We start from the raw sequence: 14,668 nt of genomic DNA on the forward strand, positions 1-14,668 counted from the left end.
ACTAAATGATAATGGATCTCATTATCAAATAACAATAGTTTTCATTTGTCCTTTTTTAAAAGAGTTTTAAACTTCGCTTATTAGTGTCTAATCTGGTGTTTTTTAATTGTATTCAATGACTAGTCGCGTGAGTAAACTTGTTATTAACACAGCGAACAATAATCTTTGGTTGAAACACATCATGGCTCTGTTATACTCGCGTTCGAATTTTCAGTATTTCGTGAAAGTTCCAAACAAAACTTCGGTCTTTCAGTAGTCTTTTGGGTTTATGTAGTGCAACAATATAGCTCACACAACGGCGTAATTTTACCGTCACCAGTTACACTGGGTATGGTGCGTAGCCGTGCATTGACTACTCAATTGTTGTTCATCTGTGTGGTGGTGTTGGGTAATCTTACCTTGGCTATGAGCGGCTTGTTAGGCGATGCCGCCGAACTTGAAGCCCTTGCCAGTCAAAACCTGACACAGGATCCAATCCTTGTCTCTCTACTGCAATTTATCGTCCACCCAGTGGTCGCAAGCCAATTACTCATTGGCCTCTGCTGGTTACTGTTTCACGTTTTTATTGCCAAACGTGCGGGTATCATCCTGCGCAAAGAGACCCTCTCTTTAAGCGCACCAACGCGCCTCCAACCTGTGCAAGATGCACATGGTTGTCGTGCTCCACCCGTTGTTGCCGGTTGATTGAATATAAGTCGTTGCTAATACCTCATTGGTGATTGGGAAAATGCGTCTCCCTTGCAATGGCATCAGTGCGTCTGCTTAATATCTGTCACTGAACACAATCAACCCACCGCAGTATTATTCGCGGTGCGTAGGGCATCATTCGCTAAGTCACTCTTTGTTTTTCACGCGCCAGCTAAGTGCGCTTGAACACACGCTGTGAGCTCAGATCGGATTACCAAACTACCGTGAATATACGCCTAGTAAATGCACTTTTTCAGCGTTTACATCTTCTTACGTCATGCGCCTAGGCTTAATAAATTGGCGACGTGGCGAGGTTTAACCTTTAGGTTGTAGGGTAGTGTTTTGTTAATTCGAAAACTCTTTTCAATAGCTCTGGCTCTTTTAGTGCTGGCGCTCAGCGGCTGTAGCGGCGGGGTGTTGGATCCAAAAGGGCAAATTGGCATCGATGAGAAAAACCTCATCATTATTGCCACTCTTCTGATGTTACTGGTGGTGATCCCTGTGATAGTCATGACCCTCTACTTTGCGTGGAAGTACCGTGATGGCCGTGAACAGGAAATCTATGCACCAAAATGGGCTCATTCCACCAAGATTGAAGCAGCTGTGTGGACAATCCCTATCGTGATTATCATTGTGCTTGGGGTGATCACATGGCGTTCGACGCAGGATTTAGACCCATATAAACCGCTGCAAGGTCAAGGTGAGCACCTTACCGTGCAAGTGGTGTCGTTAAACTGGAAATGGTTGTTTATCTACCCAGAGCAAGGCATTGCCACCGTGAATGAGTTGGTGTTTCCTGCGAATGTGCCTGTGGAATATAAAATTACTTCTGAAAGCACCATGAACTCATTCTTCATTCCTCAATTAGGAAGTCAAATCTATTCCATGGCGGGGATGGAAACACAGCTTCATCTGATTGCAAATGAACCAGGCACGTTCAAAGGTTTCTCAGCAAACTACAGTGGCGCGGGTTTTACCGGTATGCAGTTTGATGCCATCGCTACTCCCACAGAGGCTGAGTTTGATGCCTGGGTCAGCAAGGTTAAAGCGCAAGGGCACACATTGACTCAAGCGAGTTATGCGCAATTGGCCAAGCCTAGCGAATACGACCCTGTGAGCTACTACGCCAGTGTAGAGCAAGGGTTATTCCACAGTATTGTTATGAAGTATATGCAAGGTCATGGCGAGATGAACTATTACGCCAAACCTGAGCATTCGGCACATCAACACAAAGGTGTTGAGGAGTGATTATGAGTCTATTTGGAAAGCTTTCTTTAGAGGCCGTGCCATACCATGAACCGATTATTATGGTGACATTGGCAGTGGTCGCTGTATTAGGTTTATTGCTGGCTGCAGCAATTACCAAGTATAAAAAATGGGGTGTACTTTGGTATGAGTGGATCACCTCAATCGACCACAAACGCCTCGGTGTAATGTACATTACCTTGGCGCTTATCATGCTCTTTCGTGGTTTTGCTGACGCTATCATGATGCGTACGCAGTTGGCTATGGCCACCAGCGGAGCGGCAGGGTATTTACCACCAGAACATTATGATCAAATTTTCACCGCACACGGTGTGATTATGATCATCTTTATGGCCATGCCTTTTATGATTGGCTTGATGAATATCGTCGTGCCTTTGCAAATAGGTGCGCGAGACGTTGCCTTCCCATTTTTAAATAACTTAAGTTTCTGGCTAACTGCTGGTGGCGCGGTGCTAATTAACCTCTCTCTGGGTTTGGGGGAGTTTGCAAAAACAGGTTGGGTGGCTTATCCACCGTTGTCTGAGTTGTCTTTCAGTCCAGGTGTTGGCGTCGATTATTACATTTGGGCGTTGCAAATATCTGGCTTGGGCACCTTATTGACCGCAGTGAACTTCTTAGTAACCGTGTTTAAAATGCGTGCACCTGGTATGTCACTGATGAAAATGCCAATTTTCACTTGGACGTGTACTTGGGCGAACATTCTTATTGCTGCGTCATTCCCAATTCTGACGGCTGTGTTAGCCATGCTAACCCTAGACCGTTATCTGGATTTCCACTTTTTCACTAATGAACTAGGTGGTAATGCCATGATGTACATCAACCTTTTTTGGGCATGGGGTCACCCTGAAGTATACATCCTTATTTTGCCAGCATTTGGGGTCTTCTCTGAGGTGATTTCAACCTTCACAGGTAAGCGCTTGTTTGGTTATAAGTCTATGGTCTATGCAAGCGGAGCTATCTCAATATTGGGCTTTATTGTATGGCTTCATCATTTCTTTACCATGGGCTCAAGTGCCAATGTAAATGCGTTCTTTGGGGTGATGACTATGGTCATTGCGGTGCCAACCGGTGTCAAACTGTTCAACTGGTTGTTTACCATGTACCGCGGTCGTTTACGTATTACTGTTCCAGTTTTATGGACCATTGGTTTTATGCTGACCTTCACTGTGGGAGGCATGACAGGCGTGTTGCTGGCAATTCCAGGTGCGGATTACGTATTACACAACAGCTTGTTCTTAATTGCCCATTTCCACAACACCATTATTGGTGGTGCAGTATTTGGTTATCTTGCTGGGTTTGCTTATTGGTTCCCCAAAGCGATGGGCTACAAGCTCGATGAGCGTTGGGGCAAAGCGTCATTCTGGTGCTGGCTTGTTGGTTTCTTCGTGGCCTTTATGCCTTTGTATATGCTCGGTTTTCTGGGTATGACACGTCGTTTGAATCACACTAATACACCTGAATGGAACATCTGGTTATACATCGCCTTTATAGGGGCTGTAATCATCATGTTCGGTATTTTGTTCCAAGTAATTCAGCTATATGTAAGCTACAAAAACCGCGAGCAGCTCAAAGACACCAGTGGCGATCCATGGAATGGTCATACGCTTGAATGGTCTACTGCGTCACCACCGCAATACTATAACTTTGCCAAAACCCCCGTTGTTTCTGACATCGATGCGTGGACAGAGGTTAAAGAGCAGGGGCTCGCCTACCAAACAGGGCAAAAATACGCGCCAATCCATATGCCTAAAAACACGTCAGCGGGCGTGCTAATGAGTGCGGGTATCACGCTATTTTGTTTTGCCATGATTTGGCATATTTGGTGGCTCGCAATTATAGGCCTAGCAGGGGCGATTGCGATGTTTATCAAGCGTTGTTATACCTCTGATGTCGATTACTACGTGCAAGTTGATGAGATTGAGGTAATTGAAGCTGCACATATTCAACAAGCTACTGCGGGAGGTCGTTCATGAGCGCCACATCTTCAGCATCTATCAGCGCCTTAGCGGGTGTGCAAGATCATCATGAACACCATGACACGGGCGGCAATACGGTATTTGGTTTTTGGTTGTACTTGATGACCGATTGCCTCTTGTTTGCGTCATTCTTCGCAACCTATGCGGTGCTTTACATGAACACCGCAGGCGGCGTGTCGGGTAAAGACATCTTTGAACTTGACTTTGTGGCAGTCGAAACTGCTGCACTACTTCTCAGTAGTATTACTTTTGGTTTCGCTATGATTGCGGCGAATGCCCAGAAAAAGGCACTCACTCTGGGGTGGCTTGTAACGACGTTTGCACTGGGTGCCGTGTTTATTGGGATGGAAGTATACGAATTTCATCACCTGATTGAACATGGTAATGGTCCACAGCACAGTGCATTTTTGACGTCGTTCTTTTCGCTTGTAGGGTTGCACGGATTGCATGTGAGCGCGGGATTAATTTGGATGACAGTCATGATGATTGAGGTGTTGCGCCGTGGTTTGGGCAAGCAAACGGTAACGCGTTTAAGTTGTTTAAGCCTGTTTTGGCACTTCCTAGATATCGTCTGGATTTGTGTATTTACCGTTGTGTATTTGATGGGAGCCATGTAATGAGCCATAGCGAGATTCAACATATTGACCAAATTGAAGAAATCAGCCACCAACACAGTGGTAGTCAAATTAAAGACTATGTTATCGGCTTTGTGCTGTCTGTGGTGCTCACTGCTATCCCATTTTGGGCGGTGATGAGCGGGGCGCTATCAAAAGGCACCGCCCTTACCACAGTGGTGATATTCGCTTTGCTGCAAATTTGGGTGCATTTGAAGTATTTTTTGCACCTTAATTTCATCACCGAAGAAGGTAAAGCTAACAGTATTTCATTTATTTTTAGTGCGTTAATCATTGTTATGGTGGTTGGGCTGTCGGTGTGGATCATCTATGAGTCCAACGCCATGATGATGTACTAGCGTAAGGGGTCGTACTTATGTTTCGTCGTTACTTAACTGTGACTAAACCCGGCATCATCATGGGTAATCTCATTTCAGTTGCGGGAGGTTTCTTGCTCGCTTCCCGCGGTGATGTAGATGGTGTGTTGATGTTGGCAACCTTGGTTGGATTGTCTCTAGTCGTGGCCTCTGGATGTGCCATTAATAACGTTATCGACCGTGATATCGATGCCAAAATGGCGCGCACCCAAGGCCGAGTAACAGTAACTGGTGAAATGTCGGTAATGGCAGCATTGCTTCACGCCTTGGTCTTGGCTGTGCTGGGTTTTGGCGCATTGTACTGGTTCACCAATACCTTGGCGTTAAGCTTTGCGGTCTTTGGTTTTGTAATCTATGTGGGCGTGTATAGCTTACACATGAAACGCAATTCGGTGTATGGCACGTTGGTGGGCAGCTTGTCAGGGGCCGTGCCACCTGTGGTCGGGTATTGTGCAGTTACGGGACAATTTGATAGTGGTGCCGGGGTACTGCTACTTATGTTCTGTGTATGGCAAATGCCACACTCATACGCCATTGCGATATTCCGCTACCAAGATTACCAAGTGGCAAATATCCCCGTGTTACCTGTTGCCCAAGGTGTGGAGAAAGCGAAACAACAGAATCGTTTTTTATATCGCCTTGTACGCACTCGTTGTGATGCTGTTACCTCTAGCCGGATACACAGGGCTAGCCTTTATGGCAGTAGCCTGTACTACCAGTTTTTGGTGGTTGTTAATGGCGCTTAAAGGGTATCGCAGAAACATAGATATGACCGGGTGGGCTAAACAGGTGTTTGCATTTTCTATCTTAAATATCACGGTGCTGAGTATTTCCATGGCTGTGGATTATCATGCTGCGAGTCCACAGTTACTAGCACTGACCTCATAAAAGGTCTGTGCGCCATAGCGGCATATTCCCAATAGTAAATGAAAATCAAAGGTCCTTCGGGGCCTTTTTTCGTTCAAGTTAGGGCATTGATAATCAACGATGCATGCAACTCTAATACGTTGCTTTCATCTCAATTTATGTATTGAACTCGACTTAGAAGCGCGCTGCTTGCTCAACCACTATCGCGTGACGCGCGCCAAGGCGAGCATGGTCTTTGTCATATCCTCCACCAATCACTGTTGCTACTGGTGTGTTATGTTGCATGCAGCGCTTAAGCACGAGGTGGTCACGGCGCTGTATACCTTGCCAACTAATGTCTAATTTTCCTAAGCCATCTTCTTGCCAGATATCAACACCTGCATCGTAGAGCACCAAATCTGGATTAAGTGTGTTTAGTAGGTGGCACAAGGTGTCATCAACAATCCCTAAATACTCGTCATCCCCCATGTTATTCGCCAAACCTATGTCCAAGTCACTGGCGCACTTTCTAAATGGAAAGTTTTTCTCACAATGTATAGAGCAAGTAAACGCGTAAGGTTGATGTTGCAACAAAGCTGCAGTGCCATCACCTTGGTGCACATCTAAATCAAAAATGAGCACATTGGTGATGTCACCCGATTGAATCAAGGTTTGCGCCGTGAAGGCCAAGTCATTGACCATGCAGTAACCCGAGCCAAAATCATAATGGGCATGATGGGTGCCACCGGCTAGGTGGCAAGCAATGCCATGCTCAAGTGCAAGACGGGCCGTTTTGAGTGTACCCAGTGGCGCGGTAAAGGTGCGCGCCATGAGATTTTTAGACCACGGCAAGCCAATTCGGCGCATCGCTTTGTCATCTAGGCGGTTGTGCCAAAGGTCATGCACGTAGTTATCACAATGGATAAAAGCTAAGTCATCAGGGAGGCCAACGTCAGGTTGATGGAGATTGTCGCCAATCAACCCTAAGTCTTTAACGTGATGGTAAAGGCGCGCAAATTTGCTCATCACAAAGCGATGGTTTGGGTCGAAGCTAAACGAATAATTTGGGTGGTAGACCAAGGGTAAATGTGGATTGCGCGCCATAGTGAGAAACAACTGCTCGTTTTGTATAGCCTATCGACCCATGCGTCGCCGTGCAAGTTTTGGCAATATAAAGGCTGTGCAGGCACAGCCTTTTGTCCTTATTGCAGGGTTGGCTGCAGTTGGGACAAGCGCAGGGTTTTGCTTGTCACCGTGCTGCCATCAATATCTTTGAGGCCGAAGTGCACGCTGGGGTCTTGTTGTTGCCAATCAATATCGATAAACCCGTAGTTTACGTCATTGGTGAAGTTACCGACGCGGTGCTTGTTGGGGCTCACGTGCTTCCATTCTTCGGTCAGGCCTGAACTGGTGACTTCCCAAAGTGGGTAAGCATCTGCTTGTTCTACTTTGGACAGCTCTCCCCAATGGGTGTCGCCACTTATCATTATCACGCCGCCTATGTGTTCTTGGCGTATTAACGCAAGCAAGCGTGTGCGGTCATACGGGTAATTTGCCCACGACTCCCAGCCAGTGAATTCAGGTAACAGCTGCAAGCTCGATGCTATAATGCGAATTGCTGCGGGCTTTTTCAGTTCTGTTTCTAGCCATTGCCATTGTGCCTCACCAAGCATACTGGCCGTGGCCTCTTCACTGGGTGAGTATGGACCTTGGTTGTTGGGTTTACGCTTTAAAGCATAGTCGCTGTGACTCACATGATTGATGGCAGGGCGATTCCAGCGTAAATCAGGCATGATCACCCGCACTAGCTGATCGCCTTCTCCATATTCGTAGGAAGTGTAAATGCCATCTTTACGGGTGCGGCGAGGCGAGTCCTGAGGCTCTTGCCAAAAATCTAACATGATTTGCCGTGATGCTTCTTTTTGCGGGTATTCCATGCCGGCATCATTTTCGCCGAAATCATGGTCATCCCAGATAGCGATGGTGTGTGTTTGTGCGCGTAATGCCTTTATTCCCGGTTGCTCACCCAGCTGTTGATACTTTTGCTCAAGTAGCTCCATGTCTTCGGTGTCGCCATAGATGTTATCCCCCAAGAAAATAAAGAGTTCAGGCTTATCTTTGATAATGGTATCTAAAATCGGCATGGGTTTAGATTGATGGCTGCATGAGCCAAAGCGAATGCGCTCAATGTGTTTGCTTTCGCTCGCGTAGGCGCTGTGACCAAGCTGTGCCCCAACGGAGGCGCAAAACAAGGCGCTCATAAGCAATTTGTTCATTTGAGCACTTCCTTAATCGCTGGTGCGACTTTATCGCTGTACTGGCTTGGCGCTTTCCCCAACAACATGAGGGCGGTTGCGGCAATTTGTGCATTGGTGTTATCGCTTGCTTTGTGTTCGCCGTGGGCGGCGATATCAGGCCCAATTGCAGCGAACCAAGTATGCTCAGACCCAACAATGCCCTGAGGGAATTGCTCAAGCATGGCGGGGTATTTTTTCTCAATCGCGCGTTTTGAGGAGTGATGCTGCCAATCCGCAAGGTGGCTACCACGACCATGATCTGTGGTGATCAGCATTACCGTGTTGTTGCGGTATTTTGGCATGGCTTGCAATGTGTTCCATAGGTCAGCAATCAATTTGTCGCTACGATGAATACCACGAATATACTGCTCATAATTGCCGTCATGCGCGAAGTCATCGGGTTCACCTAAACCTAAAAACAACACATTAGGTTGCTGGCTTTGAATGTAATTTTTGGCAAAATGGTACGTGAATGCGTCGAGTCGCACGCTTTGCCACGGGCTTGGGATCTGTGCTTGCAAGGTATTAAGTAGTTGGGTGTCGCTGTCTTGCGTTTTTTCGGGCATGAAGCCAGCATTTACATGCAACTTTGAACGCGGCTCGTTAAATATATATGGAAAAACATCCCAACTTGCAAAGGCGGCATTGTTGCCTTTAGTCTTATCTTGGTTATTCAACCATTCAATAAAGCTGATATGAGGGTTGGCAATTTTATCGTTGCTGTTGATGCCCTCATCCACTTGGCCCGTAATAATTTCGTTATAGCCTGGATAAGAGAAGTACCATGGGTTAGCGACTTGCATGTTGCTGCCGAGATCTCGATTACCCAATAATGTCCCTTGTTTGGCGAGGGTATGCCACAGAAATGGCATCAACTTCTCGCGTTTTTGTGCATCACTCGGCGCATCAAAGTCTGCTAATAATTGTGATTGGTTTTGTGTCGTGTCATCAGTGACTAAGTTGTTATCTAAACCTCGGTACACTTCTTGCCAGCGTACACCATCAATAGTGACGAGCACGAGGTTATCTGCTGCGATGGCACACGTGCTGCCAAGCATAAGTAGTGCGGTGAATACATTACGCATAATTCTTCCTCATAAGAATACCAATTCGCAACAATACTTAATCATTTTGAGGGATCAAACTTGCCGCTAACTGCGTTATAAATTTCTCATTTAGAACAACTAAATAACGAAATTTTTCTTTGTTATCAACGAAGTTTTATTGCCGCAAAATAGATCACTTAATTAAGCGAATTGGCATAAAAGGCGGCGCGGGGCCGCCTGAAACGATATAAATTAAAACGCTAACTTGAAGTTAATTGCTGCTGTGCGTGGAGCGCCAATCCAAGCCGCTTGACCTGAGATACCGCCAAGGTAGCTTTCATCCGTTAGGTTATTAATGGTAAGTCGTAACTCCATGTCTTCTACACCTTGTACGGTTGAGCTAATGCTTACCCCTGCGTAGAAATCAAACGTGGTGTAGGCATCGACACGCGTGGTATTTGCTGCGTCCATCCAACGGTCGCCAACCCATTTTCCAGACAAACCTGCAAAGTAGTTACCACGTGCCCAATCAAGGCTCAATACAGCCAAGTCTTCAGCCGAGCCATACACGGTATTTCCTGCTGGATAGTCGTCTAGTCCACCTGTGTATTCAGAGTTGTTATAGGTGTATGAGCCGTACAAACCCCAATCATTCGTGATATACCAGGTTGCTGATGCTTCGATACCGGTTGAATCAATACCACCTACATTAACATAGCCACCATTGGTGCCAATCAAATAATCGATGCCATCGGGTGAGTCTGGGGCGATGAAGCTCAGACGATTATCAAAGCTGACGTCGTAATACGTGATGCTGGCGTTGAACAAGTTAGACGCATAGCGCAAGCCTAAGTCGATGTTTTCAGCCGTTTCAGGCTCAATGTTTTCAAGTGCAGAGGCATCGCGCTCAAGGACATTGTCTTTAATTGCTGCAAAGTTTTCTGCATAACCTGCAAAGGCCTCTAGGCCTTCAACTGGCATTGGCACGACGACACCAGCGCTGAGCAATACATCGGAGTCTGAGTCCACCGACACATCAGTGCTTTGACCAAATAAGTCTTCACCTTGGAGCTCAACTAAGAATTTTTTTGCACCCAAGCGCACGCGCGCAAGGCCAAGGTCAAGCTCGTCTTCCAGATAAAACATGGTGGTATCAACGTTGAATTCACGGCTGTATTGAATCCAATAGGGGGTTTCATCAAAGTTTGCAGAGACACGTGCGTCGATGCGTTTGTGCCAGTCACGCCATTCTTGGCGCTGGTAATCTTCGTACCAGAAGCCTCCACGTAAGGTGTTTTCCATATCACCGATGCGGCCGTACCATGCAAAATCAGCATTAATACCCAAACGCTCTTTGCCGTAGTGAGTGTGACGATATGAGCCAACAGGAATAGCGCCTGCTGCGTAACAGGCTGGGTCATATTCAGCGCCTGCACCACCGTACGGGAATGAAATACTTGATTCGCAACCAGCGATTGGTGAGAGTGCTTCACCGTCTTTATTGACAAAATAAATGCGGCCAATTGGGGCGCCGCCTAAAAATGCCGTGTTTGATGCTAATTCAGAGTTGCCATTACCCGCGCCGTCATCAATGATGTCTACAAGGTAAGGTGGCACCCAGTCACCACGGCCAGAATTATTGTGGTAATAAACGTTACCTGATACTTCAAATTCATTGGTGGTGTAGGCTGCATCAACATACGCAAACGTATTCTCACGGTGTGTTTGCCAACCGTTGCGATAGACTTGGTCAATATAAGGGATGCCTGTGATGGTGTCTGTTAAGCGATCCCAACTTGGGTCTGCTTTAAATTGGTCTGCACTGATGCGTTGATAATTGGCTTCAGATACATCGTCGTACGAAGCATAGGCTGTTAAATCAACCTCACCGATGCGACTGATCAATTTTGCCGCAAGGTGGTCACGCTCATTGTTTGCAGCTTGCTGCACCCAATCTGAGTTGCTGCTGCTCGACACACTCACCCACGCATAGGTATCTTTAGTCAGCTCACCAGTTTCATAGCGTGCGAAATACTTTTTCGCTTCAAAATCACCACCAGTTAGGCTGATAGTCAAGCGCTCTTGTTCACTAGGGTTCATGGTGGTGAAATTGAGTGTGCCACCCAGCGCTTCATTTGAGCGTGATGCGACATCCGCTGTACCTTGCGAAACCTCAACAGTGCCCAAGTTTTCGGTGTCGATATAACGATTGGCTTTAGCACCACCACCATAGTTGGAGTTACCGTTGGCGATACCGTCGACTGTGATACCGATTTGTTGTTCATCTAGAGAAAGCTGAAAGCCACGAATAGACACCGTTGTTGACCAGTCATCAGAGCCGAAAGTGTCGCCTTCATTGACTAATACACCCGGCAAGTTATCAATTACAGCAAGCGCACTGGTCATGGCTGATTGTTGGTTAACCATGTCTTGGCTCACCGCGTTGTTTGCGTATGAGACGCTCTTACCCACCACAGTGATTTCTTCAATCATATCTTCATCTGATTTAGTGCTGGCGTCTTGTGCTTGTGCAGTCATCGCCATGGCGCACAAGATGGATGCGGTTAGCGCGCTTAGCTTGAGTTGTTTGTTCATTTTGTTCCCCGAAATACGACTGTTTGTAGTTAAATTCGGGGCGATTATGGATGTTCAGTGTTACGTTTCGCTTAATTTTGATTGAAGCTTTAATTAACAAAAAAAGACTAAAATAAGACACTTAGGTGACTTTCTGAAGTTGACAATGAGCATGTAGGTTCAACGGTTACAAAAAATAACTCATTTATAGATTGAAACTCAGCGACCGCACCTTATTATATTTGAATATACATTCAAATATATTTTCTGGAGAATTTCATGAGCACAATGAATCGTCAAATAGTCTTGCAGTCACGCCCCGTTGGTGAGCCAACAGCTGATAACTATCGTTTACAGGAAGTCGAAATTCCTAAACCTCAGCAGGGTGAAATGTTAGTGCGTACTGTTTACATGTCCCTAGACCCTTACATGCGTGGTCGTATGGATGATGTGGAATCCTATGCTGAACCTGTGGCAATCGACGAGGTTATGTTTGGTGGTACAGTTGGACAAGTTATTGAGTCCAAGTTAGATGGCTACAGCGAAGGTGATTGGGTGCTGAGTGTTAACGGATGGCAAGATTACGCAATCAGTAAAGGCGAGTTGTGTATTAACTTAGGTAAAAACCCAACAAATCCTTCATGGGCGCTCGGTGTGATGGGGATGCCTGGTTTTACAGCTTACATGGGCTTGCTTGATATCGGTCAACCTCAGCCAGGTGAGACAGTGGTTGTTGCGGCAGCCAGCGGTGCAGTGGGTTCAGTTGTTGGTCAAATTGCCAAAATCAAAGGCGCTAGAGTGGTCGGTATTGCTGGTGGCGAAGAAAAGTGCCGCTATGTCGTTGAAGAATTGGGCTTTGATGCGTGCATCGATCATAAAGCGGATGATTTTTCTGAGCAACTCGCGCGTGCGTGTGACCAGGGCATTGATGTGTATTTTGAAAACGTCGGTGGCAAGGTATTTGATGCAGTATTGCCGCTATTAAACACCAAAGCGCGTATTACACTATGTGGCCTTATTGCCCAATACAATGCAACTGAGTTACCAGAGGGGCCAGATCGCATTCCATTATTGATGGGTAATATTCTCTCTAAGCGTATGACTGTGAAGGGCTTTATCATTTACGATGATTATGGTCATCGCTATGAAGAGTTTGCAAACGACATGGTTCAGTGGTTAAGCGAAGGTAAGATTAAGTATAAAGAGCATTTAATTGAAGGTTTAGAAAATGCGCCAGCAGGTTTAAACGATCTTTTAAATGGTCGTAACTTCGGGAAAATGGTTGTTAAAGTAAACGAACCTCTTTAATTCATTTTAAATTTTCATAGAAGCCAGGGCTGTGCCTTGGCTTCTATGTGGTCGAACCACAGTAAATAACAAGTGTATTGTAATGTAAAGATATGTAAATGAGATGCTAATTGAACTATCATTGCTGCTTCTGAACATTTGCTGAATAAGTCATGGGCGTGGCTGTTTGGTAAGTAACCAATTTCTTTATGAGAAAGCACAATGAAAACAAAAATAGCCGTCTCTTTCGCTTTATGCTCTGTGCTGAGTGCCTGTAACTCAGATGATACTGCCAAAGAACAACCCCCTGAAGTCAAGGCCTCTATGGTAGAGCTTGAGCTACAAAGCGTTATTACCGCTCGACAGATCGGCGCGTTAACAGCGCCTGAAGATAGTGTCTCCATTGATAGCCCGTTGGCGCAATTGGGGAAACATTTGTTCTTCACTAAAGCCCTTAGCGGCAATATGGATACGGCCTGTGCGAGTTGTCACCATCCAAACCTAGGTGGGGGAGACGCATTGGTATTGCCAGTGGGTGTGGAAGCGCTAGAACAAGATTTGCTTGGCCCAGGTCGATTACATGATGCTAATGGCTTTCACCATGATGCGGGTCCAACAGTACCAAGAAACTCGCCAAGTATTTTCAACATTGCTTTTTACACACAAAGTATTTTTCATGATGGCCGCATAGAAATTATTGATGAATCAGGCGCAATGCGTACGCCAGATGTACCAAAAGGTGAGGCAGATCCAAATGCAGGGACTTCCCTTGCTCAAGCCCAAGCCCGCTTCCCCGTTACATCACGAGAAGAGATGCGTGGTTTTTCTTTCTCTCAAGGTACTAACGATGAGTTAAGACTTGCGTTGACACAAAGATTTAATGGTACTTCGAATGAGCTTGCCATTAATAATTGGCTTGAAGCTTTTCGTGTAGGTTTAGAAGCGCCACAAGGCGACGCGTCAAGTTTATTGACGTTCGACAACATTACATTGGCGATCGCTGCCTATGAAAACTCACAAATTTTGGTTAACAACCCTTGGTCAACTTACCTAGATGGGGACAAAGATGCGATCAGCGAACAGGCAAAACGTGGTGCTTTGTTGTTCTACAAATCAGCTGAGCAGGGTGGTTTTGATTGTGCAAGTTGCCACTCTGGAAGCTTTTTCTCTGATGAGTCATTCCATGTACTCGCTGTGCCACAAATTGGCCGAGGAAAAGGCAACGGCGTTTACGGTGATGATGATTTCGGTCGATTCCGAGAGACACAAGATGAAGATGACAAATATGCGTTTAGAACACCGACTCTACTGAATGTCATGCAAACAGGACCTTGGAGTCACAGTGGCGCATTCACGCAATTGAGTGACATGGTCTTACATCATTTCAATCCGAGTGAAAGTGTCGCGGATTATGTGCCTGATGACGTTCAGCCAGGTATTCAGCATGCGCATTGGCGAGAAAATACAGAACTTGCTTTAGCACAATTAGCGAGACTTCAAGCACAAGATAAATCATTGTTGCCAACGACCTCTATCTCTCAGGACCAACTCGATGACCTATTAGCATTTTTAGCTACATTAACCGATCCGTGTACGGCTGACCCAGCTTGTATGAATAAGTGGGTTCCCAGTAGCGATGAAGTGGACCCTGATGGATTGCGTCTAGTTGCTTATGATGAGGATGGAAACTTACTCTAA

General features: G+C 46.0%; 11 protein-coding genes and 1 pseudogene. 8 read left to right on the top strand and 4 right to left on the bottom strand.

Going from position 1 to position 14,668, the window contains the following annotated elements; translation table 11 throughout:
- Positions 1–273: 273 nt before the first annotated feature.
- From ACH19P_RS16160 to cyoE, 6 genes and pseudogenes are all read left to right on the top strand, one after another.
- Positions 274–684 carry a hypothetical protein gene (locus ACH19P_RS16160; RefSeq protein WP_462159627.1) on the top strand — a complete coding sequence of 137 codons (411 nt, stop codon included), beginning with the start codon at positions 274–276 and terminating at the stop codon, positions 682–684.
- Between the two features lie 345 nt (positions 685–1,029).
- On the top strand, positions 1,030–1,935 hold the full coding sequence (gene cyoA / locus ACH19P_RS16165) for a ubiquinol oxidase subunit II (RefSeq protein ID WP_462159628.1): 906 nt from the start codon (positions 1,030–1,032) through the stop codon (positions 1,933–1,935).
- A gap of 2 nt (positions 1,936–1,937) precedes the next feature.
- Positions 1,938–3,926, top strand: coding sequence for a cytochrome o ubiquinol oxidase subunit I (cyoB, locus tag ACH19P_RS16170; protein WP_462159629.1), 1,989 nt, complete (start codon positions 1,938–1,940; stop codon positions 3,924–3,926).
- Positions 3,923–4,546 (top strand): cytochrome o ubiquinol oxidase subunit III, encoded by a 624-nt coding sequence (gene cyoC / locus ACH19P_RS16175; protein ID WP_462159630.1) that lies wholly within the window; start codon positions 3,923–3,925, stop codon positions 4,544–4,546. The genes cyoB and cyoC overlap by 4 nt, the downstream gene beginning before the upstream one ends.
- Positions 4,546–4,902, top strand: a complete 357-nt coding sequence (cyoD, locus tag ACH19P_RS16180; RefSeq protein ID WP_462159631.1) for a cytochrome o ubiquinol oxidase subunit IV — start codon at positions 4,546–4,548, stop codon at positions 4,900–4,902. Before cyoC ends, cyoD begins: the two co-directional genes overlap by 1 nt.
- Before the next feature lie 17 nt (positions 4,903–4,919).
- A pseudogene (gene cyoE / locus ACH19P_RS16185) lies at positions 4,920–5,808 on the top strand (heme o synthase).
- 153 nt (positions 5,809–5,961) lie between these two features.
- Here cyoE and ACH19P_RS16190 read toward each other — a convergent pair.
- The 4 genes from ACH19P_RS16190 to ACH19P_RS16205 form a co-directional block, all read right to left on the bottom strand.
- The gene (locus ACH19P_RS16190) at positions 5,962–6,870 is read right to left on the bottom strand and encodes a histone deacetylase family protein (RefSeq protein WP_462159632.1); all 909 of its coding nucleotides are present in this window, start codon (positions 6,868–6,870) and stop codon (positions 5,962–5,964) included.
- Positions 6,871–6,968: 98 nt separating this feature from the next.
- Positions 6,969–8,042, bottom strand: coding sequence for an alkaline phosphatase D family protein (locus tag ACH19P_RS16195; protein ID WP_462159633.1), 1,074 nt, complete (start codon positions 8,040–8,042; stop codon positions 6,969–6,971).
- A complete protein-coding gene (locus tag ACH19P_RS16200; RefSeq protein ID WP_462159634.1) occupies positions 8,039–9,148 on the bottom strand; it encodes an alkaline phosphatase family protein in 1,110 nt (369 codons plus the stop codon). Before ACH19P_RS16200 ends, ACH19P_RS16195 begins: the two co-directional genes overlap by 4 nt.
- Before the next feature lie 213 nt (positions 9,149–9,361).
- Positions 9,362–11,704: a TonB-dependent receptor domain-containing protein gene (locus tag ACH19P_RS16205; RefSeq protein ID WP_462159635.1), complete on the bottom strand. Its 2,343-nt coding sequence runs from the start codon at positions 11,702–11,704 to the stop codon at positions 9,362–9,364.
- Between the two features lie 258 nt (positions 11,705–11,962).
- Between ACH19P_RS16205 and ACH19P_RS16210 the strand changes: the two genes are divergently transcribed.
- Positions 11,963–12,991, top strand: coding sequence for an NADP-dependent oxidoreductase (locus tag ACH19P_RS16210; RefSeq protein ID WP_462159636.1), 1,029 nt, complete (start codon positions 11,963–11,965; stop codon positions 12,989–12,991).
- A gap of 201 nt (positions 12,992–13,192) precedes the next feature.
- Positions 13,193–14,668 carry a cytochrome-c peroxidase gene (locus tag ACH19P_RS16215; protein WP_462159637.1) on the top strand — a complete coding sequence of 492 codons (1,476 nt, stop codon included), beginning with the start codon at positions 13,193–13,195 and terminating at the stop codon, positions 14,666–14,668.

Source organism: Pseudoalteromonas sp. GB56 (genome assembly GCF_054923835.1).

Coding starts and splice junctions, on each gene's coding strand:
- ACH19P_RS16215 (WP_462159637.1), top strand. CDS start 13,193: ATGAAAACAAAAATAGCCGTCTCTTTCGCTTTATGCTCTGTGCTGAGT.
- ACH19P_RS16210 (WP_462159636.1), top strand. CDS start 11,963: ATGAGCACAATGAATCGTCAAATAGTCTTGCAGTCACGCCCCGTTGGT.
- ACH19P_RS16200 (WP_462159634.1), bottom strand. CDS start 9,148: ATGCGTAATGTATTCACCGCACTACTTATGCTTGGCAGCACGTGTGCC.
- ACH19P_RS16190 (WP_462159632.1), bottom strand. CDS start 6,870: ATGGCGCGCAATCCACATTTACCCTTGGTCTACCACCCAAATTATTCG.
- ACH19P_RS16195 (WP_462159633.1), bottom strand. CDS start 8,042: ATGAACAAATTGCTTATGAGCGCCTTGTTTTGCGCCTCCGTTGGGGCA.
- cyoD (WP_462159631.1), top strand. CDS start 4,546: ATGAGCCATAGCGAGATTCAACATATTGACCAAATTGAAGAAATCAGC.
- ACH19P_RS16205 (WP_462159635.1), bottom strand. CDS start 11,704: ATGAACAAACAACTCAAGCTAAGCGCGCTAACCGCATCCATCTTGTGC.
- cyoB (WP_462159629.1), top strand. CDS start 1,938: ATGAGTCTATTTGGAAAGCTTTCTTTAGAGGCCGTGCCATACCATGAA.
- cyoC (WP_462159630.1), top strand. CDS start 3,923: ATGAGCGCCACATCTTCAGCATCTATCAGCGCCTTAGCGGGTGTGCAA.